The sequence below is a fragment of the Streptomyces sp. NBC_00576 genome, from assembly GCF_036345175.1.
Taxonomy (GTDB): domain Bacteria; phylum Actinomycetota; class Actinomycetes; order Streptomycetales; family Streptomycetaceae; genus Streptomyces.
Map to the genome: position 1 here is coordinate 9,788,421 of NZ_CP107780.1, position 24,613 is coordinate 9,813,033.

Annotated in this window: 20 protein-coding genes and 2 pseudogenes; 18 read left to right on the forward strand and 4 right to left on the reverse strand. The window is 69.1% G+C overall.

Annotated features, from left to right (window positions below; genetic code table 11):
- Positions 1-291 precede the first annotated feature (291 nt).
- The 11 genes from OG734_RS42570 to OG734_RS42620 all read left to right on the forward strand — a co-directional run bounded on the left by OG734_RS42570 (position 292) and on the right by OG734_RS42620 (position 11,205).
- Positions 292-1,350: a sugar ABC transporter substrate-binding protein gene (locus OG734_RS42570; protein ID WP_330292722.1), complete on the forward strand. Its 1,059-nt coding sequence runs from the start codon at positions 292-294 to the stop codon at positions 1,348-1,350.
- Between the two features lie 45 nt (positions 1,351-1,395).
- Positions 1,396-2,958 carry a sugar ABC transporter ATP-binding protein gene (locus OG734_RS42575; RefSeq protein WP_330292723.1) on the forward strand — a complete coding sequence of 521 codons (1,563 nt, stop codon included), beginning with the start codon at positions 1,396-1,398 and terminating at the stop codon, positions 2,956-2,958.
- Positions 2,951-3,994 (forward strand): ABC transporter permease, encoded by a 1,044-nt coding sequence (locus tag OG734_RS42580; RefSeq protein WP_330292724.1) that lies wholly within the window; start codon positions 2,951-2,953, stop codon positions 3,992-3,994. The genes OG734_RS42575 and OG734_RS42580 overlap by 8 nt, the downstream gene beginning before the upstream one ends.
- A 95-nt stretch (positions 3,995-4,089) precedes the next feature.
- Positions 4,090-5,424, forward strand: coding sequence for an L-fuconate dehydratase (locus tag OG734_RS42585; RefSeq protein WP_330292725.1), 1,335 nt, complete (start codon positions 4,090-4,092; stop codon positions 5,422-5,424).
- 54 nt (positions 5,425-5,478) lie between these two features.
- Entirely contained in the window at positions 5,479-5,916 is a 438-nt protein-coding gene (locus tag OG734_RS42590) for an RbsD/FucU domain-containing protein (protein ID WP_330292726.1), read from the forward strand.
- Entirely contained in the window at positions 5,913-7,028 is a 1,116-nt protein-coding gene (locus OG734_RS42595; RefSeq protein WP_330292727.1) for a zinc-dependent alcohol dehydrogenase, read from the forward strand. Before OG734_RS42590 ends, OG734_RS42595 begins: the two co-directional genes overlap by 4 nt.
- Positions 7,025-7,786, forward strand: a complete 762-nt coding sequence (locus tag OG734_RS42600; protein WP_330292728.1) for an SDR family oxidoreductase — start codon at positions 7,025-7,027, stop codon at positions 7,784-7,786. Before OG734_RS42595 ends, OG734_RS42600 begins: the two co-directional genes overlap by 4 nt.
- A complete protein-coding gene (locus tag OG734_RS42605) occupies positions 7,783-8,415 on the forward strand; it encodes a bifunctional 4-hydroxy-2-oxoglutarate aldolase/2-dehydro-3-deoxy-phosphogluconate aldolase (RefSeq protein ID WP_330292729.1) in 633 nt (210 codons plus the stop codon). Before OG734_RS42600 ends, OG734_RS42605 begins: the two co-directional genes overlap by 4 nt.
- Complete coding sequence (locus tag OG734_RS42610) at positions 8,412-9,449, forward strand: sugar kinase (RefSeq protein ID WP_330292730.1); 1,038 nt, start codon at positions 8,412-8,414, stop codon at positions 9,447-9,449. The genes OG734_RS42605 and OG734_RS42610 overlap by 4 nt, the downstream gene beginning before the upstream one ends.
- A 36-nt stretch (positions 9,450-9,485) precedes the next feature.
- On the forward strand, positions 9,486-10,526 hold the full coding sequence (locus OG734_RS42615; RefSeq protein WP_330292731.1) for an aldo/keto reductase: 1,041 nt from the start codon (positions 9,486-9,488) through the stop codon (positions 10,524-10,526).
- Positions 10,489-11,205, forward strand: a complete 717-nt coding sequence (locus tag OG734_RS42620) for a FadR/GntR family transcriptional regulator (RefSeq protein WP_330292732.1) — start codon at positions 10,489-10,491, stop codon at positions 11,203-11,205. Before OG734_RS42615 ends, OG734_RS42620 begins: the two co-directional genes overlap by 38 nt.
- A gap of 839 nt (positions 11,206-12,044) precedes the next feature.
- Here the strand turns inward: OG734_RS42620 and OG734_RS42625 are convergent.
- Both OG734_RS42625 and OG734_RS42630 read right to left on the reverse strand, forming a co-directional pair.
- Positions 12,045-13,532, reverse strand: a complete 1,488-nt coding sequence (locus OG734_RS42625) for an APC family permease (RefSeq protein WP_330292733.1) — start codon at positions 13,530-13,532, stop codon at positions 12,045-12,047.
- A gap of 83 nt (positions 13,533-13,615) precedes the next feature.
- Positions 13,616-15,301, reverse strand: coding sequence for an amidohydrolase (locus tag OG734_RS42630; RefSeq protein ID WP_330292734.1), 1,686 nt, complete (start codon positions 15,299-15,301; stop codon positions 13,616-13,618).
- A gap of 168 nt (positions 15,302-15,469) precedes the next feature.
- Here OG734_RS42630 and OG734_RS42635 point away from each other — a divergent pair, with 168 nt between their 5' ends.
- From OG734_RS42635 to OG734_RS42665, 7 genes and pseudogenes are all read left to right on the forward strand, one after another.
- The gene (locus OG734_RS42635) at positions 15,470-16,084 is read left to right on the forward strand and encodes a TetR/AcrR family transcriptional regulator (RefSeq protein ID WP_330292735.1); all 615 of its coding nucleotides are present in this window, start codon (positions 15,470-15,472) and stop codon (positions 16,082-16,084) included.
- Positions 16,085-16,131: 47 nt separating this feature from the next.
- Positions 16,132-16,695 carry an MBL fold metallo-hydrolase gene (locus tag OG734_RS42640; RefSeq protein ID WP_330292736.1) on the forward strand — a complete coding sequence of 188 codons (564 nt, stop codon included), beginning with the start codon at positions 16,132-16,134 and terminating at the stop codon, positions 16,693-16,695.
- Positions 16,696-16,781: 86 nt separating this feature from the next.
- Positions 16,782-16,910 (forward strand): annotated as a pseudogene (locus OG734_RS42645) (non-reducing end alpha-L-arabinofuranosidase family hydrolase); the annotation flags it as partial.
- A gap of 122 nt (positions 16,911-17,032) precedes the next feature.
- Positions 17,033-17,305 (forward strand): annotated as a pseudogene (locus OG734_RS42650) (non-reducing end alpha-L-arabinofuranosidase family hydrolase); the annotation flags it as partial.
- 209 nt (positions 17,306-17,514) lie between these two features.
- A complete protein-coding gene (locus OG734_RS42655) occupies positions 17,515-20,205 on the forward strand; it encodes an RICIN domain-containing protein (protein ID WP_330292737.1) in 2,691 nt (896 codons plus the stop codon).
- Positions 20,206-20,352: 147 nt separating this feature from the next.
- Positions 20,353-21,171 carry a phytanoyl-CoA dioxygenase family protein gene (locus OG734_RS42660; protein ID WP_330292738.1) on the forward strand — a complete coding sequence of 273 codons (819 nt, stop codon included), beginning with the start codon at positions 20,353-20,355 and terminating at the stop codon, positions 21,169-21,171.
- Positions 21,168-21,443 (forward strand): hypothetical protein, encoded by a 276-nt coding sequence (locus tag OG734_RS42665; protein WP_330292739.1) that lies wholly within the window; start codon positions 21,168-21,170, stop codon positions 21,441-21,443. The genes OG734_RS42660 and OG734_RS42665 overlap by 4 nt, the downstream gene beginning before the upstream one ends.
- A gap of 34 nt (positions 21,444-21,477) precedes the next feature.
- On the opposite strand, the gene OG734_RS42670 is transcribed toward OG734_RS42665, so the two are convergent.
- Together OG734_RS42670 and OG734_RS42675 are read right to left on the reverse strand one after the other, a co-directional pair.
- Positions 21,478-22,443: a glycoside hydrolase family 6 protein gene (locus OG734_RS42670; protein WP_330292740.1), complete on the reverse strand. Its 966-nt coding sequence runs from the start codon at positions 22,441-22,443 to the stop codon at positions 21,478-21,480.
- A 96-nt stretch (positions 22,444-22,539) separates the two neighbouring features.
- Positions 22,540-24,573 (reverse strand): non-reducing end alpha-L-arabinofuranosidase family hydrolase, encoded by a 2,034-nt coding sequence (locus tag OG734_RS42675; RefSeq protein WP_330292741.1) that lies wholly within the window; start codon positions 24,571-24,573, stop codon positions 22,540-22,542.
- Positions 24,574-24,613 lie beyond the last annotated feature (40 nt).

A 24,613-nucleotide genomic window follows, 5' to 3' on the forward strand; every position in this document is an offset into this window, starting at 1 on the left:
GTGATGTGTTCTGAGGCGCATTGCGAACACGTAAACATGGCATGTCTTGTGGGTGCTTCATGATCAGTGCATCCCATCAAGGGTCGATCATTGATGGGATGGATCTTTCGCCGGAGAGCGCCACCCCTCTGCGTGGATGCCTGTGAACTGGCCTTTTGCTGTGATGCATGCAAGGGGGCTGGACATGTCACCGATAGCCCTCTATAAACATCCCATCTCTACTGCGGCGACACACGGCTGTCGCCGAGGCGAAACATCCACCGCTAACGGGACCAGCGCGAGGAAGTACCGATGAGACTCAGAACCGCCCTCTGTTCCGCCGTTTCCGCCCTGTCCGCACTGGCGCTGCTCAGCGCGTGCAGCAACGCTTCCACCACCTCGTCGGACGGCAAGCCGCTGATCGGCGTCGACTACCCGCGCTCCGACACCGACTTCTGGAATTCGTACATCAAGTACACGCCGGAGTACGCCAAGGAGCTCGGCCTCTCCCTCAAGACCACCAACTCGCAGAACGACGTCGCCAAGTTGACCGCCAACGCGCAGACGTTCATCAGTCAGGGCGTCAAGGGCCTGGCGATGGCCCCGCAGGACACCGCCGCCATCGCGCCGACGCTGGCGCAGCTGGAGGCGAAGAAGATCCCGGTCGTCACCGTGGACACCCGCCCCGACACCGGCAAGGTCTACATGGTCGTCCGCGCCGACAACCGCGCGTACGGCGAGAAGGCGTGCCAGTACCTGGGCACCAAACTCGGCGGCAAGGGCAAGGTCGTCATGCTCCAGGGCGGCCTGGACTCCATCAACGGCCGTGACCGCACCGAGGCGTTCAACGACTGCATGAAGAAGAACTACCCCGGCATCAAGGTGCTCGGCGAGGCCACCAACTGGGACGGCGCCGTCGCCGCGCAGAAGCTCCAGACGGACCTGACGGCCAACCCGGACATCAAGGGCGTCTACATGCAGTCCAGTTTCGCGCTGGCCGGCACGCTCCAAGTGCTCAAGCAGAAGGGCCTGTTGGTCGACCCGTCGGACAAGAAGCATGTGTTCGTCGTGTCCAACGACGGCATCCCCGAGGAACTGAAGTCCATAGGCGAGGGCAAGATCGACGCCACCGTCTCCCAGCCTGCCGACCTCTACGCCAAGTACGCCCTGTACTACCTCAAGGCCGCGATCGACGGAAAGACGTTCAAGCCCGGCGAGACCGACCACGACAGCACGATCATCCAGGTTCGTGAGGGCCTCCTGGAGGACCAGCTCTCCGCCCCGCTGGTCACCGCCGACGGCGGCACCTACGGCGGCGTCCCCAGCGTCAAGAGCGACGACAAGTCGCTGTGGGGCAACAACCTCGGCTGATCCCCCGTCCGGCATGCAACGGCTCACGAGTACAAGGCGGTTGAGATGAGCGACGGGGAGCGAGCAGTCACCCCCGCGCCCGCCCCGGCGGACGGCGGGCGGGTCCCGGCAGGCCCGCCCGTCGTCGAGGCGACGGGCATAGTCAAACGATTCGGTCCGACAGTGGCCCTGAACGGCGCCCGGATCACCATCCGGCCCGGTGAGACCCACGCGCTCGTGGGCCGCAACGGGGCCGGCAAGTCGACCCTGGTGTCGGTCCTCACCGGCCTTCAGGCCCCCGACGAGGGAACGGTGACGTTCGGCGGCCGGCCGGCCCCCCGGCCCGCCGACCGCGACGCCTGGCGGCAACGCGCGGCCTGCGTCTACCAGAAGTCGACGATCATCCCCACGCTGACCGTCGCGGAGAACCTCTTCCTGAACCGGCACGACCACGGACGCAACCGGCTGATCAGCTGGCAGGCCACCCGCCGCCGCGCACAGGACCTGCTGTCGACGTGGTCGGTGGACGTCGACCCGCAGACCCCTGCCGGTGAACTGAGCGTCGAGCAGCGGCAGTTCGTCGAGATCGCCCGGGCGCTGTCCTTCGGGGCGCGGTTCATCATCCTCGACGAGCCGACCGCCCAGCTCGACGGGACGGCGATCAACCGGCTCTTCGACCGCATCCGCGACCTGCAACGCCAGGGCGTGACGTTCCTGTTCATCAGTCACCATCTGCAGGAGGTCTACGAGATCTGCGACATGGTGACGGTGTTCCGCGACGCGCGGCACATCCTGACCGCGCCGGTCGCGGAGCTCCCCCGCACCGAACTCGTCGCCGCCATGACGGGGGAGGCTGCGGCCGACCGGCAAGGGGAACGGGCGAGCACCCTCGACCCCGCTGCCACGGCCGCACTGAACGTCAGCGCTCTGCGCGGCGACGCGTACGACGACGTCAGCTTCCGGATCGGGACCGGCGAGATCGTCGGCCTCGCGGGCGCCGCGGGCAGCGGACGTACCGAGGTCGCCGAGACCGTCGTAGGGCTGCGGGCGGCAGCGGCGGGCGAGGTGGAGATCGCCGGGCGGCGGCCCCGGCCGGGCAGCGTGCCCGCGGCGCTCGCCGCCGGCGCCGGGTTCGTGCCCCAGGACCGGCATCACCAGGGCTTCGTTCCCGACATGTCGATCGCGGACAACGCCACCCTGTCCATCCCCAAGCGGCTCGGCTCCCACGGGTTCCTGAGCCGCAGCCACCGGGACCGGCTCGCCGAGGGCATGATCGAGAACCTGGCGATCAAGACCCCCGGCCCCGGACTGCCGGTCTCCGCCCTGTCCGGAGGCAACCAGCAGAAGGTCGTCATGGCCCGCGCCCTGGCCGACGATCCGAAGCTGCTGGTCCTGATCAACCCGACCGCGGGCGTGGACGTGCGCTCCAAGGAGTTCCTCCTCGGCAAGGTCGAGGAGACCGCGCAGACCGGCACCGGAGTGCTCATCGCCTCCGACGAACTCGACGACCTGCGCATGTGCGACCGGGTCCTGGTGATGTTCCAGGGCCGAGTGACGACAGAGATCGCCCGCGGCTGGCACGACCACGACCTCGTGGCCGCGATGGAAGGAGTGGACCTCAATGCCTGAAACCGTCCTCGCGGACACCGCCGCGGCCAAGGGCACGGAACCCGAGGCCAAGCGGACCGTGCTGCTCGGCGGCCGGATACCCCTGGCGCGCCTGCGCGACCTCGCGCTCGTCCCGGCCATCGTGGTCATCGCGGTCGTCGGCCAGATCGTCAACCCGGTCTTCCTGCAGGCGGACAACCTCATCAACGTCCTGCAGACCATGTCCGAGATGGCCCTGCTGGTCCTCGCCCAGACGATGATCCTGATCGTCAAGAAGATGGACCTGTCGCTGGAGTCCACCATGGGTCTCGCGCCCGGTGTGGCCGCCTGGCTGGTGGTGCCGACCGGCGCGGGACACGGCCTCGGCCTGCTGCCCGGCGCCTGGGCGATTCCCGTCACGCTCGCCGTGGGCGTACTCGTCGGCGTGGTCAACTCCCTGCTGATCATCCGCTTCGGCCTCAACGGCTTCATCGTCACCCTCGGCATGCTCATCGTCCTGCGCGGTGTCCTGACCGGCATCTCGGGCGGCCAGACCTTCTTCCAGCTGCCGGAGTCGATGCTCTACCTGGGCACGGTGCAGTGGTTCGGGATGCCGGCCTCCATCTGGCTCTGCCTCACCCTGTTCGCCGTCGCCATCGTCGTCCTCGGCTGGACCAGCTTCGGCCGCTCGCTCTACGCGATCGGCGGGAACGTCGACGCGGCGAAGGCGGCAGGCATCCGCACCGACCGGGTGCTGTGGGTCGTCATCGTCACCGGCAGTGTGCTCGCCGCGCTCGCCGGACTGATGCTCTCCGGACGCCTGGCCTCGGTCGCCTCCGCTCAGGGCAACGGCTACATCTTCACCGTGTTCGCCGCCGCCGTCATCGGCGGGATCAGCCTCAACGGCGGCAAGGGCACCATGTTCGGGGCGTTCTGCGGCATCCTGCTGCTCTTCATGATCCAGAACGTGCTCACCCTGGGCGGTGTACCCGCGCAGTGGATCGGAGCCCTCAACGGTCTGATCATCCTGGTCGCCCTCGCCATCTCCCGCATCACAGGCGGCAAGGTCCAGGAGTGATCCGCGCGGCCGTCGCCGCCGGACCTCTCACCACCACCGCACCTTTCCGTCGCAGCGGGCCCGTGTGCCCCGCCTGCCCCTCAGGAGTTGCCGCAATGTCCTCCACCGTGTCCCCCCTATCGGCATCTGCCCGCATCACCGCCCTGGACGTCCTCGACGTACGCTTCCCGACGTCCGAGCACCTGGACGGGTCGGACGCGATGAACCCCGAACCCGACTACTCCGCCGCCTACGTCGTCCTGCGCACCGACGCCGGCGACGGCCTGGAGGGCCACGCCCTGGCCTTCACCACCGGCCGCGGCAACGACGTCCAGGCCGCCGCCATCGCGGCCCTCGCCCCACACGTGGTCGGCCTCTCGGTGGAGGAGGTTTGCGGCGACCTCGGCGCGTTCTCCCGCTCCCTCGTCCACGACCCCCAACTGCGCTGGCTCGGCCCGGAGAAGGGTGCCATCCACATGGCCACCGGCGCGGTCGTCAACGCCGCGTGGGACCTCGCCGCCAAGCGCGCAGGCAAGCCCGTCTGGCGCTTCCTCGGCGAGATGTCGCCGGAAGACCTGGTCGCCCAGGTCGACTTCCGCTGGCTCAGCGACGCCCTCACCCCCGAGGACGCCCTGGAGATCCTGCGCCGCGCCGAACCCGGCCGCCAGGAACGCATCGCCCGCCTCCTGGAGCGCGGTTACCCCGCCTACACCACCACCCCCGGCTGGCTCGGCTACTCCGACGAGAAACTGGCCCGCCTGGCCCGCGAGGCCGTCGCCGACGGCTTCACCCAGATCAAGCTGAAGGTCGGCGCGGACCTGGAGGACGACGTACGCCGTATGCGCACCGCCCGCGAGACGGTCGGCGACTCCATCCGCATCGCCGTGGACGCCAACCAGCGATGGGACGTCCAGCCCGCGATCGACTGGATGCGCGAACTGGCCCCCTACGACCCGTACTGGATCGAGGAGCCCACCTCCCCCGACGACATCCTCGGCCACGCGGCCGTCCGCAAGGCCCTCGCCCCCATCAAGGTCGCCACCGGCGAACACATCGCCAACCGGGTCGTCTTCAAGCAGCTCCTCCAGGCCTGCGCGGTGGACATCGTCCAGATCGACTCCGCCCGGGTCGGCGGCGTCAACGAGAACATCGCCATCCTGCTGCTCGCCGCGAAGTTCGGCGTGCCGGTCTGCCCGCACGCCGGCGGGGTGGGCCTGTGCGAGATGGTCCAGCACCTGTCGATGTTCGACTACGTCGCCGTCACCGGCACCACCGAGGACCGCGTCATCGAGTACGTCGACCACCTGCACGAGCACTTCGTCGACCCGGTGCGCATCGCCGACGGCCACTACCTCGCGCCGACACTCCCGGGACTGGGCGCGCAGATGCACGCGGACTCCGTCAAGGAGTACACGTACCCCGACGGCCCCGTCTGGTCCGTCCGTGTCTGAGGTGCCGGACCGCCACGCCGCCGCCGTCGGAATGAAGAAGGAGAGCCCACTTCCGTGCTGCTGACCGAACTACTCCATCCCGGCATCCTCGAAGCCCTGGCCGGCGCCGGTCACGGCGCCCGCGTCCTGCTCGCGGACGGCCACTACCCGGCAAGCACCGCCACCGGTGAGCGCGCCAGGACCGTCCATCTCAACCTGGCGCCCGGCCTGTTGGACGTCACCACCGTGCTCGACGTCCTGTTGCGCGCCCTGCCGGTCGAGTCGGCCCACGTGATGGTGCCGCCGGAGGGCGAACCGGAGCCGCCGGCCATCGCCGAGTACCGCTCCATGCTGGCGCCCGTTCCGGTCGCCACGCTCGGCCGCTTCGAGTTCTACGAGGCCGCCCGCTCGCCCGACCTGGCGCTGGCGATCGTCACTGGCGACACCCGTACCTACGCCAACCTGCTGCTGACCATCGGCGTCCGCGCTGAAGGGACCCTGACGACACGATGACTCTCGCCGTCCGTTACACGTCCGCCCGCACCCTGGACACGGCTCCCGCCAAGCTCTCCCCGCCCGGTCCGGGTGAGGTGGAGCTGGCGCCCGCCTATGTCGGTATCTGCGGCACCGACCTGCACATCTTCCACGGCGACATGGACGCCCGGGTGTCCACGCCCGCCGTCCTGGGACACGAGATGTCCGGCCGTGTCGTCCGCGTCGGCCCGGACGTCGAGGGCTGGGCGCCCGGTGACGCGGTCACGGTGATGCCACTGCGCTGGGACGACACCTGCCCGGCCTGTCTCAAGGGCCACCAGCACATCTGCCAGCACCTCGACTTCATCGGCATCGACTCCCCCGGCGCGATGCAGCAGCGCTGGACCGTACCCGCCTCCACCCTGATCCGGCTGCCCGACACCCTCCCCCTGGACCGGGCCGCGCTCGTCGAACCCACCGCGGTGGCCGTGCACGACGTGGGCCGGGCCGGGGTCGTCGAGGGCGAGAAGGTCGTCGTGGTCGGCGGCGGCCCGGTCGGCATCCTCATCGCACTGGTCGCGCGGGCCGCGGGCGCCGACGTCCGGGTCGTGGAGCTGAACGCCCACCGGCGCCTGCTCGCCGAGGAGCTGGGCCTGACCACCTGGAACCCGGCCACCGCAGACGTACCCTCGTTGGCCGGTGAGTGGACCGGGGACGCGGGCGCGGACGTCGCCTTCGAGGTGTCCGGCGCGGCGGGCGGTGTGGACAGCGCGGTCGACGTGCTGGGTGTGCGCGGGCGGCTGTGCCTGGTCGCCATCCACCCCCGGCCCCGCGAGATCAACCTGCACCGCTTCTTCTGGCGCGAACTCACCCTGGTGGGCGCCCGCTTGTACGACCGCACCGACTTCGAAAAAGCCGTGACCCTGGTCGCCGACGGCACCATCCCCGCCGAACGGCTGATCAGCAAGATCGTCCCCCTCACCCAGGCGCCCGCCGCGTTCGAGGCCCTGGAAGGCGGCGGCAACGTGATGAAGATCCTCGTGGACTGCACCACCACCACCGACACCACCACCACCGACACCACCACCAACGCCGACACCACCACCGACGCCGACGCCGACGCCGACGCCGCTCAGGGAGTCGCCGTATGACCGCCTTCGACCTCACCGGGAAACTCGCCGTCGTCACCGGGGCCCGGCGTGGCATCGGCCGGGCCATGGCCCGCGCACTCGCCGAGGCCGGCGCGGACATCATCGGCGTCAGCGCCACCCTGGAGGAATCCGGCAGCGCGGTCGACAAGGACGTGCGTGCCGCGGGGCGTACCTTCGAGGCGGTCCGCACCGACTTCGCCGACCCGGCGGCCGTACGGGCGCTGGGCGCCGACCTCGCCGGACGCGCACGGCCGGTGGACATCCTCGTCAACAACGCGGGCACCATCCGCCGCGCCCCGGCCGCCGAACACACCGACGCCGACTGGGATTTGGTCCTCCAGGTCAACCTCACCGCCCAGTTCGCCCTCACCCGTGCCGTCGGCGCGGCAATGGTCGCCCGAGGCCAGGGAAAGATCGTCTTCACCGCGTCGCTGCTCAGCTTCCAGGGCGGTATCACCGTCCCCGGCTACACCGTCGCCAAACACGGCATCGCCGGCCTGACCAAGGCACTGGCCAACGAGTGGGCCCCGCATGGCGTCAACGTCAACGCCATCGCACCCGGCTACATCGCCACCGACAACACCCAGGCCCTGCAGGCCGACCCCGTCCGCAGCAAGGCCATCCTCGACCGCATCCCCGCCGGCCGCTGGGGCAGCGCCGACGACCTCGCCGGCGCCACCGTCTTCCTCGCCTCCGACGCCGCCGCCTACATCCACGGCGTCGTCCTGCCCGTCGACGGCGGCTGGCTCGGCCGATGAACGACACCAGCCTGGCCTCCGTGCTGGGCGGGGCCCGTCTCCTGCCGGTACTGACCGTGCCGTCCACGGCGACCGCCGGTCCGCTGGCCGACGCGCTCGCCGCGGGCGGCGCCCGCTGCGCCGAGGTCACCTTCCGCACCCCGGGCGCCGAGCAGGTGCTCAAGACGATGGCCGCCCACGGGGAACTCACCGTCGGCGCCGGCACGGTACTCACCGCCGAGCAGGCGGAGCGGGCGGTGGCGGCCGGGGCTCGTTTCGTGGTCTCACCCGGCTTCGACGAGGAGGTCGTCGCGAAGTGCCGGGAGCTGGGGGTGCCCGTGGTGCCAGGCATCGCCACCGCCACCGAGCTGATGCGCGCCCTGCGCGCCGGCCTCGACACCGTCAAGCTCTTCCCCGCCGAGGCGCTCGGCGGCCTGCGGACCCTGCGAGCGCTCGCGGCCCCCTTCCCCGGGACGCGCTTCGTACCGACCGGCGGGATCGACGCGTCCCGCATGGCCGCCTACCTCGCCGACCCGGCGGTCCTTGCCGTGGGCGGAAGTTGGCTGGCCACCCCCGCCCACCTGGAGCGCGGCGACTACGACGAGATCCGCCGGCTGACGGCCGATGCGGTGGAGAGGAGCATGTCGTGATCGACGTGGTGGCCCTCGGCGAGGTGATGCTGCGCTTCGACCCGGGCGAGGGACGAATCCGCACCGCCCGCTCCTTCCAGGTCTGGGAGGGAGGCGGCGAGTACAACGTCGTCCGGGGACTGCGGCGTTGCTTCGGCCTGCGCACGGCCGTGGTGACCGCTCTCGCCGACAACGCGGTGGGCCGGCTCGTCGAGGACCTGGTCCTCCAGGGCGGCGTCGACACCTCGCTGATCCGCTGGGTGCCCGAGGACGGCATCGGCCGCTCCGCCCGCAACGGGCTGAACTTCGTCGAACGCGGCTACGGCATCCGCGGCGCGCTGGGCGTCAGCGACCGCGCGAACACCGCCGTGTCCCAGCTCCGCAAGGGGGACGTCGACTGGGACAACGTGTTCTCGACAGGGGTGCGCTGGTTCCACACCGGCGGCATCCTTGCCGGCCTGTCGGACACCACGGTGGAGGTCGCGGACGAGGCCATGGCAGTGGCGCGCCGCCATGGCGTCACGGTCTCCTACGACCCCAACTACCGTCCCAGCCTCTGGGCCGGCCGGGGCGGCGCCGACGCCGCCCGCGAGGTCGATCTACGGCTCGCCCGGCAGGCAGACATCGTGGTGGGCGCCCTGGGCCTGACCGGGGCGTATCCGGGACAGGCGCGCGTCGGGGCCGACGAGGTGGCGGACGCGCTCGCCGAGGTGGCCGGACTGCTGCCCGGGGCGAAAGTACTGGCGACGACTCTGCGCGAGGTGCCCTCGGCCGGCATCAACGACTGGTCCTCAGCCGCCTGGTCCGCCGAGTCGGGCTTCGTCACCGGCCCTCGGATGCCCGCCCTGCAGGTCCTGGACCGCATCGGCTCCGGCGACGGCTTCGCCGCCGGCCTGATCTACGGACTGCTCAGCGACACCGGCCTGGAGCACGCCCTGGCCTACGGCACCGCCCACGGCGCGCTCACCATGACCACGCCAGGAGACGTCTCCATGGCCTCGCTCGCCGAGGTCGAGGCGCTCGTCGCGGGCGGATCAGCCCACGTCAGTCGCTGACCGGCGGCCCCCTCACCCGTATCCCAGGAGCACGTCTTGCACCAGCAGAAGATCCAGGACACGGCCGTCCCACTTACCGAGCTCGGCTTCGGGGCGTCCGTGATCGGCAATCTCTACCGGGTCGTCCCGGCCGGTGAGGCGGCAGCCGCCGTCGACGCGGCGTGGGAGGCCGGCATCCGGTACTTCGACACCGCCCCGCACTATGGTCTCGGCCTCTCCGAGCGCCGTCTGGGTGCCGCGCTGCGAGGCCGCCCGCGCGACGAGTACGTCATCTCCTCCAAGGCGGGCCGGCTGCTGGTGCCCAACGAGGAGCCACGAGGCGTGGACTCCGAGGGCTTCGTCGTACGGGACGACCTGCGCCGCCAGTGGGACTTCAGCCGCGACGGCGTGCTCCGCTCCATCGAGGACACACTGGAGCGCACCGGCCTGGACCGGCTGGACATCGTCTACCTGCACGATCCGGACGACCACTGGCGGCAGGCAGCCGAGGAGGCCATGCCCACGCTCGCGGAGCTGCGCGACCAGGGCGTGATCGGCGCGATCGGCGCCGGCATGAACCAGTCGGCGATGCTGGCCCGCTTCCTGCGCGAGACCGCCGCCGACGTGGTGATGCTCGCCGGCCGCTACACGCTCCTGGACCAGTCGGCGCTGGACGACGTCCTGCCCGCCGCGTACGAACTCGGCAAGAGCGTGGTGGCGGTGGGTGTGTTCAACTCGGGACTGCTCTCCCGCGACCGGCCCGCAGAGGGGATGAAGTACGACTACCAGGACGCCCCGCCGGAACTGGTCGCCCGCGCACGGGCGATCGCCGAGGTCTGCGCGGCGCACGGCACCACCCTGCCCGCCGCCGCCATCGCCTTCCCGCACACGCATCCCACTATCATCAACGTCACCCTCGGAATGCGGACTCCGGAACAGGTCGGACGAAACGTTGAACTCCATGATCGGCAAGTCCCGGACGGCCTCTGGGACGATCTCCGCACTCAGGGGCTGATCAGGTCGGACGTGCTCACGGGGCACGGTGGGGGAGGGATGAGCGGTGTCTCTGACGGACAAGGCCATCGAGGACATTCGTGAGCTGATCCGGACCGGTGCCCTGCCTCCCGGCTCGAAGCTCCCTCCGGAGCCGGACCTGGCCGCGCAGCTGGGCCTGTCCCGCAACCTCGCCCGCGAAGCGGTCAAGGCACTGGCCGTAGCGCGGGTCCTGGAGGTCCGGCGGGGCGACGGCACGTATGTGACCAGCCTTCAGCCGAGCCTGCTCCTGGAGGGACTCGGCGGTGCGGTGGAACTCCTGCAGGGCGACTCGGTCGCTCTGCAGGACCTCATGGAGGTACGCCGACTCCTCGAACCGATCGCCACGGCCCTTGCCGCGACCCGGATCTCCGACGTCCAACTGGCCGAGGTGAAGCGGCACTTGGACGCCATGCGTGAGGCCCGCGAGGACGTCGCACAGCTCAACGCCCACGACGCCGCCTTCCACCGCGCCGTCGTCGCGGCCACGGGCAACGAGACCCTCCTCACCCTGCTCGAAGGCATCTCCGGCCGCACCCTGCGCGCCCGCATCTGGCGCGGTCTGGTCGACGACAAGGCCGCGGGCCGTACTCTCGCCGAGCACGAGGCCATCTTCAACGCGCTGTCCACCCGTGACTCCGCCCTCAGCCAGGCCGCCGCACTGCTGCACGTGAGCAACACGGAGCAGTGGCTGAGGGAACATTTGCGCTCCGGTGAACCGTTCCTAAAGACTGAGCGGGCGTGAGCCTGTTCAGCCGCGCGCCCCGAACGGTCTTGGGCGAGCTGGTCCCCGGCGTTCTCGACCCCGGGTGGCGACACGCATCCTGTGCGCGGTCCATGTCCGGGAGGCCAGTTTCCTCACGACCTGGCCAGTTGGATACGGCCGGAGGCGACGGGGAGGCCCTGAACCATCCTCTGGTGGAGCAGGAGCCCCGCACGCTGACGCCGTACCCGGTGTCCCAGGTCGCACGGCCACGCTAACCCAAACGGCCCAGGGCACCGCAATCCCGCAAGCGGACGATCACACGATCGAGCTAATTCGACCTCGAACGCACTCCATGGCGAGCAGCTAACAACCCTTCCCTTGGGGACGACGGCGCGGAAGTGACGGGCGGCGCCGCAGATCCGTATCGACGGCGCACCACCCGAGGACGGACCCGCCCCGCTCACGACGCGCAGAGGCAGAGGCAGGGGCAGGCCGACAGCCCCTGACATACGTGCCGAGCAGGTTGCCGAGGATCCGTACCTGGGGCTCAGCTGCTCGATGATCACGACGCCTCTCCTTCCGTGACGGGCATCGAGGGCCGAGGCGGTCGGCGAACTTCTCCAAATCGGCGACGTAGGATCCGTGCAGTACGCGCCCTGCGGATCCCGGTCGCTGTCACCCGGCCTCAGTGCGTCCGGGGCCAGGACGCGGTAGCGGTCCGCGAGTCACTCGGCGTTCACGACGCTGTTCGCAGCGGAAAGGGCGCGAGCGTCCGAGGCGCGGGGCTGACGGGGCGCTCGCGACACGGTGACCGTCGTACCGGTCGGCACGGCGGCCCCGCCGCGGATCTCTCGTCCCGCGACGGGGCCCGCCGTCGGTCACACGGACTCGACGTCGGTGGTGGCGAGTTTCGCGTAGACCTCCGGCTGCTTGCGGCGGAGCCGCATCGCGAGGACCGCGCCGATCGAGAAGACGATCGGGGTGAGCGCGGCGAGTGTCCAGTTGACGGCGGGCGGAGCGCCGGTGAAGAGATTGAGGCGGGTGCAGACCAGCCCCGTGATCACGGCCAGGAGGAGTGCGGCGGTCGCGGGTGCGACGACCGTGCGCACGCGTCCCGCCCCGCCGATTCCGGGATTACGGCGGAAGAAGGCGACCACGGCACAGGCGGCCAGCGTCTGCAGCGCGAGGATGCCGACCACTCCGGGGGTGTTCACCCACAGCAGGAACTCGTTGTACGGGTGTGCGCCGATCGCGGCGAAGACGGCGGTGACGACGGCCGCCAGCACGGTCTGTGCGATGCCGGAGATCCAGGGCGAGCCGTGCCGGGGGTGGACGCGGCCCAGGCGGGCGGGGGCGGCGCCCTCGACGGAAAGCGCGTAGCCGTAGCGGGTGATGGCGTTGTGGAAGGCGAGCAGGGAGGCCAGGAGGCTGCTGACGATCAGGACCCGCTGGAAATCGGTGGCCCAGCCGCCCACGTAGCGGGTCATGGCGGTGAAGAACATCTCTGCCGGGTTCTGTGCCGCGGTCCCTACGACTTTGTCGTCACCGAAGGCCTGAACGATGACCCAGACGACGAACGTGTAGAAGAGGCCGAGGAAGCCGACGGCCAGGTAGGTGGCGCGGGGCACTGTGCGGTCGGGATCGCGGGCCTCCTCGCGGTAGAGGACGGTGGACTCGAAGCCGATGAAGGCGGCGACGGCGAGGCCGAGCGGTGCGCTCATCTTCGAGGTGAAGACGTTGGCGGGGGCGAAGGAGGCCAGGCTCAGGCCGTCCGCGCCGCCCTTGACGAGGATCGCGCCGGCCAGCAGCACAAGGATGGCGGTCTCCGCTATCAGCAGGACGGCGAGGACCTTGGCGCCCACGTGGATCGACCGGAAGCCGAGGAACCACACCACGGCGATCCCGGCGAAGGCGTAGACCGGCCAGGGCAGGTCGACGCCCAGGAGGTCGCTCGCGGTGCCGGCGGCGAAGAAGCCGAAGGCGCCGTAGGTGCCGATCTGCAGGGCGTTGTAGGAGAACACCGCCAGCAGCGCCGCGCCCAGTCCGGCAGGCCGACCCAGGCCCCGGGCGATGTACGAGTAGAAGGCGCCCGCGTTGCGGATGTGGGGCGTCATGGCGGTGAAACCGAACGCGAACAGGCACAGGACGACGCCGACCGTCAGGTAGGCGACCGGGGCGCCGATGCCGCCGAAGAGGATGGCGAGCGGGGCGATACCCGCCATCACGGTGAGCGGGGCGGCGGCCGCCACGACGAAGAAGACGATGTCGGTGACGCCGAGCGTGGCCCGCTGAAGGTGGCCGGCCGGCTCCGTACCGGCAGCCGCTGGGGGTCTTTGGGGCGCGTTGGAAGTCTGAGGCTCGGTCATGGGGGTCTCCGCGTGCTGCGTGAGGTGACAGGTGGATGTTGCTGACCTGGTGGAGCGGTTCGGCCGCGGAAGGCGCCGGGCGGCTACCGTCCGCCGGGAGAAACGGGGAAGAGGGAGTAGAAACCGTGCGTGCGCCGGCCGGCGAGCCAGGTGCCCAGGACCGGCAGGTCCGCGAGGTCGTGTGGAGCGGTCTCGACCGGGTCGACGGCGAGATGCACCAGGTCCGCGCGCATTCCGGGGCGCAGGACGCCCCATTCCTTCTCCTCGAACGCCTGGTGGGCGCACCCGGCGGAGTAGGCGGCCAGGGCGGTCGCGATGTCGATCCGCTCCTGGGGAAGCCAGCCGCCCTCGGGAATTCCGTCGGGGGTCTGGCGGGTCACGGCGGTGGCGATGCCCCGCAGCGGTTCGTAGTCGGTGCACGGCCAGTCGCTGCCGAACGCGATGGGTGCGCCCAAGGCGAGCAGGGCGGCGATCTGGTACTGCCGTGCGCCGCGTTCCGGGCCGATCTTCGGCAGGATGAGGTCGGTCATCAGCCGGTCGGGCTGGGCCCACAGCGGCTGGAGGTTGGCGATCACCCCGAGTTCGGCGAAGCGGGGCAGGTCGGCGGGGTCGATCAGCTGCGCGTGGGCGATGACAGGACGGCGGTCGCGGGGGCCGTTGACGCGGGCCGCGGCCTCGATGGCGTCGAGGGCGACCCGGACGCCGCCGTCGCCGAGCGCGTGGATGTGCGGCTGGAAGCCGAGGGCGTCGATCGCGGTGACGGCGGCCGCCAGTTCGTCCGGTGTCCAGTTGGCGATGCCGTGGGAGTGCGGGCAGTCGGTGTAGGGCTCCAGGAGGGCGGCCGTGCCGGACTCGATGACCCCGTCGGCGAAGAACTTCACGGTGTGCGCGGTCAGCAGCCCGGGGGCAGCACCTTCCACCCGTTCACGCTTGGCGGCGAGCCGGGGGAGCTGCTCGCGCCACTGCTCGGGTCCCAGGAAGAAGCCGAGGTCGGCACGGATCGGTAGCCCCGGGCTGTTGGCCGCCGCGCTGATCCAGACGTCGGCGTGGTGCATTTCCACCCAGGCGTCCTGCACCCAGGTGATCCCGGCGGCGGCGAATCGGGCGGCGGTTGCGCGCAGCGCGTCCACCTGCACTTGGTGCGACTGCGGGGGGACGAGGTCGAGAACGGGAAGCAGGGCGCCGAACTCGCGCAGCGTGCCCAGCGGCTCGGCGGAGCCTTCCCGGCGCACGATCTCCCCGCCGGCCGGGTCGGGCGTGGCGGCGGTGAACCCGGCCCGGTGCAGTGTCTCGCTGTTCACCCACGCGGTGTGGTGGTCCATGGTGCGCAGCACCACGGGCCGGTCGGGGACGGCCGCGTCCAGCCAGCGCGCGTCGAACCGGCCGTCAGGGGCGAGCCAGGCGTCGAAACCGTCGCCGGTGACCCACGCGGCCTCGGGATGCTCGTGGGCCCAGAGCCGTACGGCCTCGACGACCTCCTGTACGGAGGTGCACTCGCGGACGGGTGCTCCGAGCAGGCCCAAGCCGCCCATCACGGGGTGCACGTGCCCGTCGCCGAATGCGGGCAGCAGAGCGCCTCCTCGCAGATCGACCACGACAGTACTGCTGCCGCGGGCGGAGAGCGCCTCTGCCCCGAGCGCGCTGATCTTTCCGTCCGTGACGGCGAGGGCGTCGAGCACCGGGCCTTCGGCGGCCCCGGTCCTGACGATCCCTCCGGTGAACACGATGTCGGCCTGCATGGCGGCGGCGCCCTTCCCGTCGTACGACAACCGAACTGGAACCGAAACCCGAACTGAAACTGATTCGGTTTCGGTAATGTAGGCGTCACTCGAACGGCCGGGAAGCGTTTTACTGAAAGTCATTCGGTAAAGTTCGGGTGACAGCCGCGGGTGGCCGTGCCGCCGCCCAGCGGGGGAGACGTACGAACAGGAGCCCACGTGGCAAGGCCGCGCACCCCTCTGCTGGACCGCCGGCGCATCGGCGCGGCAGCGCTGAGAATCGCCGACGAGCAGGGCGCCCTCACCATTCCAGCGCTGGCCAGGGAGCTCGGGGTCGCTCCCTCCGCGCTCTACCACCATGTGTCGGGCCGTGAGGAGATCATCTCGCTCATGCGGGAGGAGCTGGCCCTGGAGACCAGCCCTGACGACTGGGACTCGTCACAGCCGTGGGAGCAGGCGCTGGAGGCCTGGGCCCGCTCCTATCGCACGGCCTTCGTGGCCCACCCCGGGGCGGTACCCCTGCTTGCGACGGCCCCGCTGGCCGAGCCCTTCATGCACGCGATGTACGAAAGGGTCGCCGAACTCCTGCTGGCCGCCGGCTTCACCACCGGCCAGGTCATGCCACTGATCAACGCGCTGGAGAGCTTCATCCTCGGTTCGGCCCTCGACCTCGTCGCGCCGCCGGTGATGGTCTCCGACGTGACCCGCGAGACAGCCCCCCACCTCAGCGCCGTACTCGACGACACCCCCACCGACCACCGCCGCGCCGAGCTCGCGTTCGACATCGGTCTCCGGGCCATGCTCACCGGCTTCCGGGCACTCTTTCCCCGTTGACCGGCTGGTACGGCCCCACACCACACCCGTCACCCGAGGAGCCCCTCATGACCGCTGCCTTCCACGTCCTGACCACCGGCTACGCCGACACGCGCGTGGCCGGCACCGTCACCCTGCTTGTCGACGGCCAGACGGTCGCGATCGCGGATCCCGGCATGGTCGCGGACCGCCGACTCATCCTGGACCCGCTCGCGCACCACGGACTGAACCCCGAAGACGTCACCGACGTGATCTTCAGCCACCACCACCCGGACCACACCCTGAATGCGGCCCTGTTCCCCCGGGCCCGCTTCCACGATCACATGGCGATCTACCAGAACGACATCTGGGAGGACCGCGATGCCGACGGGTACCAGCTGTCGCCGTCGATCACGCTCATGACGACCCCCGGCCACACCGCCGAGGACGTCAGCACCCTGGTCACGGCCACCGAGGGCCTGGTGGTCCTGACCCACCTGTGGTGGACCGCCGAGGGACCCGCCGACGACCCCTTCGCGCCCGACCGCGAGCAACTGCGGGCGGCCAGGGAGAAGGTCCTGGCCCTCGGCCCGGCGCTGATTGTGCCGGGACACGGGGCACCCTTCGTGCCGTCGGCGTCGACGCCTGTCTAGTGAGCCGGTTTCGAGGACTCCCGTCGCCGCTTGAGCCGTGTTCCTTTCGGATCGCGGCCCGGCGCCGGACGACCGCGGCCGGACAGGTGCCTGGTGTCCTGAGTGACGACAACGGCCACATCTACCGCGCCCAGACCAGCCTGGCGGACTTCCCGAACGGTTTCGGGAACACCCAGCTGGTGATGTCGGATGCCAAGAACAACCTGTTCGAGGCGACCAACGTGTACAAGGTCTCCGGCAGCAACCAGTACGTGCTGCTCCAGGAGGCCATCAACACGCCACAGGGCGGTGCTACTTCAAGGCCTTCACCTCCACCGGCCTCACCGGCAACCGGACATCCCTGGCCGCCTCGGAGAGCCAGCCCTTCGCCAGCCGTGACAACGTCACCTTCCCCGGCGGCGTCTGGACCGAGTACATCAGTCACGGCGAGATGGTCCGTGACGCTCACCCAGACCAACTCCACCTGCTGACCGCCGAACCTCGATCATCCATGCACCCCGCCGGGTACTCACCTGGCGGGGTGACGGCGTTGCCGCCCCGTTTGCATCAAGCGGCGGCCAATATGAGTAGTACTCATTTTTCGAGTGACAGTCGCCCCGCAAGCCGGTAAGTAAGTTGATTGCAAAAGGCTGTTGTGCTCCTACCTGCACCTATTTCTTGCTGTCGGCGACACATGCGGGTGCCGAGTCTGAGGCGTCCATCATGTCACCGGTGTTGCGCCAGTGAAAAATAAGTATGTCTATCGTCTTGACTCGGACGCTCTCTTGCACCGATAAATGCAACTCATATGCAACGGGGCGTGGAGGAGGGGCACCACAGATGAGACCCACACGCATCGGCGCGGGGACGGTCAAGGCGCTTGCGGCGGCGACTGTCGTCTTCGCGGCCGTACTGCCCGTTCAACCCGCCTACGCGGCCACGACGAACTTCTACGTCGACCCTGTCAACGGCAGTGACAGCAACTCGGGAACCAGCACCACCGCGGCGTTCAAAACCGTCCAGGCCGCCGAGACCGCGGTCCGAGCCGTCAACACGAACATGGCCGACGACATCGTCGTGAACCTGCGCGGAGGCACCTACCCCCTCACCGCCCCGATCAGCTTCGGCACCAGTGACTCGGGCACGAACGGCCACACGGTCGTCTACCAGGCGTACAACGGTGAGACACCCGTGATCACCAGTGGCAAGGCCGTCACCGGCTGGACCGCGGCTGCCAATGGGGAGTACAAGGCGTCCGTGGGCGCCCTCAACTTCCGGCAGTTGTACGTCAACGGGGTCCGCGCCACCCGGTCCCGCTTCCCCGACATCGGCTCGGACTTCCAGCTGCAGGGCAGTGACGGTTCCAACAAGCTGCTGAAGGTGCTCAGTTCGCAGGTCTCCAACTGGGACCACCTGAGCCAGGTCGAGATGATGCTCGAGACGTCGTGGGGCGAGAGCTTCCTGCGGCTGAAGTCGATCAGCTCCAGCAACGGCACCGCCAACGTGTCCATCCAGGACCACGAGGCGGGCATCCTCTTCCAGCGCCCCTACCCGTGGCTCGGCGACGGCTCTCCCCTGCACTTCGAGAACGCCCACGAGTTCCTCAACGAGCCGGGCGAGTTCTACGTCGACATGGCCGCGCAGACCGTCTACTACAAACCCCGTCCCGGCGAGGACATGTCCACGGCCACCGTGCAGGCGCCGACGCTCAAGACGCTGTTCGACATCAAGGGCACGAACCTCGGCAGTCCCGTCCACGACCTGCGCTTTTCCGGGATCACCTTCGCCCAGACCACCTGGATGGAAGCGACCGACAACGGCTACCTCAACGCCCAGGGCGGCAACTACAACCTCTCGGCCGACTTCTCCAACAACCAGTACGTCGGCCGACCCCCGGCCGGCGTCCAGGCCTCGTACGCCGACCGCCTCTCCTTCACCGGCAACACGTTCACGCAGATGGGTGCCAGCGCCCTCGACCTGCACCACGGCGTGCACGACAGCAGCGTGACCGGCAACCTGATCCACGACATCTCCGGCAACGGAATCATGGTCGGCAAGTTCTCCGACCCGACCGTGGAGTACCACACCGTCTACAACCCGCCCACCTCACCGCCTGGTGAGGACGTCCGGGAGGTGGTCAAGAACGTCACCGTCAAGAACAACCTGATCACCCGGATCGGGGAGGACTACCTGGGAACCGCGGGCATCAACGCGGGCTTCGTCAACAGCACCACCATCGACCACAACGACATCTCCGACACTCCGTGGGCCGGCATCTCGCTCGGCTGGGGCTGGCAGTCGGCGGCCAACGCCGCAGGCAACAACAGCGTCAGCTACAACCGCATCGGCAACGTGATGAACCGGCTGTGCGACTCCGCCGGTATCTACCACCTCTCGAACGACCCGAACACGGTCATCAACGGCAACTACGTCCACGACGCGATACGCATGCCGGCCGCCTGCGGCAGCGCCGTGCACGGCGTCTACCTGGACGAGGGGTCGGACAACATGACCCTCTCGAACAACGTGCTGTCGCGTACCGACGGATTCATCAACCAGAATCGCAACGGCTCCAACGTCACGCTCACCAACAACACGACGTCCGGCGACTCGGTGATCAAGGCCTCCGGTCTTGAGTCCGCTTACCAGGGCCTGGCGACGAAGCTCAACCTCGCCTACAACAAGTCGGCGTCCTCCTCGTCGGTCTACGATTCCGGCACGCCGGCCGCGAACGCCGTCGACAACAACAACTCGACCGGCTGGTCGCCCACCGGAAGTGACTCCTCGGCGTGGTGGCAGGTCGACCTGGGGCAGGCCTACCAGCTCGGACAGTTCTCACTGACGACCCGCCAGAACCTGGACCAGTCGGAGACCCGCGGCAACTTCGAGATCCGGGCCTCCAACGACCCGTCCTTCGGCAGCTACACCGTCCTGGGACGTCAGACGAGCACCCTGCCGCTCGCCGCGACGCTCACGAGCAACGTCGACGTCCGCCAGCAGTTCCGCTACGTGCGGGTCGCCAAGACCGACGGCGCGTACTTCTACATCACGGACTTCAGTGTGCAGCGGGCCGGCGGGGCACTGGAGGACGCGACCGGTACACCGACCGTCAACCCGTCGACGTTCTACACGATCAAGAACGTCAACAGCGGTCAGATGATGGACGTCTACGAAGGGTCCACCGCCGACGGCGGCAGCGTCGTCCAGTGGCCGAGCAACGGTGGCGCCAACCAGCAGTGGACCATCGTTCCGGTCACCGGGCAGCTCTACAAGATCGTGAACAGGAACAGCGGCAAGGCACTCGACATGGACTTCTCCAGCCACTGGAAGGGGACCGCGGTGCGGCAGTGGACCTACGGCGGTGGCAACAACCAGCTGTGGTACTTCGAGCCGACCAGCGGCGGGTACCTCATCCGCAACTTCGAGAGCAGGCAGGTCCTGGAGGTGAGCAGCGGATCGACGGCGAACGGAGCCGCCATCGCACAGTGGATGGCCCTGAACCAGTCCAACCAGGCCTGGACGATCCAGTGACAGGGCCAACCCACGTAAGGCAGTAGGGCAGTAGGCGGTGAGGCCGGAAAGCGATGGCTTTCCGGCCTCACCTGTACGGTGAAAAATCACCAGCACCCGAGGATTTCAGCCCACGACCGAGCCAGGCAAGGCACGTACGTTCGTCGCATGCCAACCAGCAAGCAACTCCTGACATCGGTTCAGGCGGCGCGCTTCGTCACGCAGGGGTTTCTGCGCCTGGACGCAGTGGTTCCGCAGGAGATCAATGAACGGGCCGTCGCCACCCTGGCCGAGGGCCTGCCGGACGTGCCCTACGGCACTCCGCTGAGCAAGGCGTTCGCCCAGGACACCTTCGTCCATGAGCTGCTCGCTCTGCCGGTCGTCGCGGGCGCGGTCGAGAGCCTGGTCGGCTCCGAGCCGACCGTCGATCACCATGCGGTACATGTGCGCGAACCGCACGAGGGACACGCGCAGCCTCTGCACGCGGACGCGATCATCGACGTACGACCGGACGCGTTCGACATCCAGCTCATGTACTACCCGCACGAGGTGACCGCCGAGATGGGCGGCACGCTCAGCGTGCCCGGCAGCCATCTGCGCAGGATCAACGAGACGGATGTCGGCCGCGTCCAGAACCTCAGGGGTCAGACGCGTCTGACCTGCCCGGCGGGCACGGTCGTCCTCCTGCACCACGGCATCTGGCACGGCGGTCGCCGCAACGACACCGCGCGCCGCCGCTACATGTACAAACTCCGCCTCAACCCGACCGTGCCGCAGGTGCGGCTCTGGGACACCGCCGACCTGCACGACCCGGCGGTGACCGCGGAACTCAACACGTACTTCCCGTGGGCCGAACAGGCCACCGCCCGACTGGAGATCTACAACCGGGTCCTGCTGTGGCGGGCCCTGACCGGCGACGAGTCGTTCGACGTCGAGTACTGGGTCACGCGCGTCAGCAACCGGCCGGCCCTCAGGAGTCACGCATGAGACAGCAGGTTCTGGTCCTCTACCTCTCGACGTCGGCACTCGACTCCCACGTGGTGGGCTGGTCCCGGTACGACGGGACCGGCCGGTCCCGTCCGACGACCGGTGACAGCGACGAACCGCCCTACGACACCGGGCTCGCCGCGCTGCACGACGGGTGGCGTCTGTTCCAGGCGTCCCAGTTGCTGCCGCCGCAGTCCGGCCACGAGTACGACGTCTCCTTCCTCAAGCACGAGTTCTTCTTCGAGAAGCTGGAGGAAGACCCTCGTCCCTGACCCGGTACCGGAACTGCGGCGGTGCGGTCCCGGATCAGTAGCCGTAGATCATCTTGTAGGCGACCTCGGGGAGGAACTGCCCGGCCGAGGAGCCGCTGCCGGCGCCGCAGTTGCCGTCCGACTCACCCGGGACCTTGATCCACAGGAGCATTTCGGCGCCACCGCCCAGCTGGGTGGGGGTGCCGATCCTGCGGCCCGACGGGTTGCACCACTGGCCGTTGGAGCCGTTTCCGTTGCGGCTGGTGTCCACGACGAACGGCTTGGTGTAGCCGTACCGTGCACGCAGTTCATTGTTGACGGCGTTGCCGTACGCGGTGTTCTCGCCCGTGGTCAGGTAGTTGGAGATGTTGAGCGAGAAGCCGTGGGCCTGCCGGAGGCCTGCTTCGTGGAGGCGCTGTGCCATGGTCGCCGCGCTCGCCCAGGCCGGGTTGCCGGAGTCCAGATACACCCAGGTGTTGGGGGCCTGGCGGTTGAACTCGCCGAGGGCGCCGGTGAGCATGGCCCTGCGTTCGTTGATCTGGGCCTGGTTCATACAGCCGTAGTCCCCGAGGGAGTCCGGTTCGAGGACGACGACGGCTGGGCGATTGGCGATCCCGCCCGCGAACTGGGCGATCCAGTTCGCGTAGGCGGACGCCGAGGAGGCTCCGCCCGCGGAGTGCCCGCCGCAGTAGTCGCGGTTGTAGATGTTGTAGGCGACCAGGATGGGCAGCTTGTCGCGGGCGTCCGCTGCGCCCGCATACGCGCCGGTGGCGCTGCCGATGGTGCCGCTCCACGAGCCGAACCAGCGGGCCGTCGGGGTGTTGGCGATGGAGGCGTTGATCGCGGACGTCCGGCCGTCGCCGGGGTTGGCGGCGGCCCACCGCTTCGCGCTGGAGTCGGGGTCCACATAGAACCCGTTGGTCATGGTCGTCGGGTCCGCCGCGTGGGCGGACGGTGCGGCGGCGAGCGCCAGCGGCAGCGAGGAGAGCGCTGCTATGAGGGCGAGCAGTCTGCGGCGCATGACGTGTACCTCGGTTCTCTGACAGGGAGGTGTCCGGTGGTCGGAGGTATGGGTGAGGAGCGCTCCCATCGGAAGCGCTCCCCACGGCTCAGTCGGTCAGCAGGTCGAGTTGGTCTGGGTCAGGAGACCGAGCCGCCACGGGAGGAGGTTGTAGTCGCCGCCCGCGTTGGGATTCAGGCCCTGATAGAGGTACTGGAGTCGGCAGGAGGGGATGGTGAGTGTCTGGTCGTAGCCCGCGCGGATCATCTCGCCGTGGCTGACATCCCGGGTCCAGGCGCCCGCGGGGAAGCTGACGTTGTTCGCCCGGGCGAACGGATTGCCTTCGGATGCGGCGAGCTGCGTCCAGGAGCCGCCGAGGCCGGTTGCGGTCCAGGAACGGAAGTAGCGCCGCCCGTCGGAACCTATGGCCTCGACGAGGAGCAGGTACTGGTTGCTGCCCTGCACCTTGTACACGTTGCTCGCTTCGAACAACGCGTTCTTGGAGTCCTGCATCGCGATGACGGTGTTCGTGAACCCGTTCGGGAACTGGCCGACGGTCGTCTGCGAGCGGTACAGGTGGCCGTTGTCGTCGGAGGAGAACAGGTAGCAGTTGGCGCTGTCGCAGATCACCCACATGTCGACCCAGTAGCCGTTGCCGATGTTCTGCCGGATGATGTCCGGCATCGACGAGTAGAAGTTGCGCGGGGCGCTCCACCCGTTGGGGTTGCTGATGTCGGGGTTGGTTGAGTACGAGGCGTTGCCGGTCTGGTAGACGAGGTACCACAGGCGTTGCGGCGCGTTGTAGAAGACCTCCGGCGCGGCCCGGTAGCCGGACCCGATGGCGGTGCGGTCCAGGTAGTGATGGGTGGCCGAGCCGGCCTGGGACCAGTCGCTGAAGTTCAGGTAGACCAGGTTGTAGCCGGAGGAGCTCGCGGTACTGGCGAACACGTGGTACTTGCCGTTGTACTGGACGACCGTCGGGTCCTTGAGGCCGGCGATGTTGTGCGACGCGTCGGACTTCGGCCCGATCAGGGCGCCGCTGGAACTCCACGAGTACCTGTTGGGCAGGGCGGCGGCGTCGGCGGCGCTGCGGGTGGCGGCGGGAGTGCCGCCCAGCGTCGTCAGCGCCGCGTTGTACGCCGACTTCTTGTTGCCGTTACGGTCGAACAGCAGCGGGTTCTCGTTGCTGCGCCAGGAGTCGCTGTCACGGATGCCCCAGACCGTGATGCCGGTGCAGCGCGCCACGTTCATACAGGCCCTGACCGCGTTCGCGTACGCGTTCGGCGACGCCTGCGCGATGTCCAGTTCGGTGATCTGGACGTCCACGCCGAGTGCTGCGAAGCTCGAAATCGTCGTCTGGAAGCTGCCGGGGGGACCACCGGCGCCGAGGTGGGCCTGGAGGCCGACGCAGTCGATGGGTACGCCGCGTGCCTTGAAGTCGCGCACCATGCGGTAGACGCCCTGGGTCTTGGCGGCGTTCCAGTCGTCGATGCTGTAGTCGTTGTAGCAGAGCTTGGCCCCCGGGTCGGCCGCCCGGGCCGTGCGGAACGCCTCTTCCAGGAAGCCGTTGCCCAGCACGTCCCGGAAGACCGAGCTGCGGAGCTGGCCGCTGCCGCCGTCGGCGAACGCCTCGTTCACCACGTCCCAGGTGTGGATCTTTCCCCTGTAGTGGTTCGCCACGGTGTTGATGTGGTTGTTCATCACGGATCGCAGGGTGTTCGCGTCCCTGATGGAGCTGACCCAGCCGGGTAGTTGGGAGTGCCACACCAGGGTGTGGCCACGCATGCGCTGACCGTGGGACAGCGCGCGGTTGACGATCTGGTCGCCGGGGCCGAAGTTGAACGAGCCGCGGGACGGCTCGGTGGCGTCCCACTTCATCTCGTTCTCGGGCGTGACCATGTTGAACTCACGGTCCAGGATGCCGGTGTACGTGCGGTCGCCGAGCCGGCCTGCGGCCACGGCGGTTCCGAAGTACCGTCCGGACTGCGCCGCTTGGGCGCCCAGGGTGGAGGCCCGAACGGTGTCGGTCGCGGCGGGCGAGGCGGTCGTGCCCGCCGCGCCGGTCGCGGTCCCGGGTGTCGCCAGAGCGGTCGCGGCCAGCAGCCCCAGGATCGAGGCTCGGCGACGGCCGAGGCGTTTGAGCGGGTTCATGTTTCTCCTATTCGGGTGGGTGGGGGGTTGCGTGGTGCGA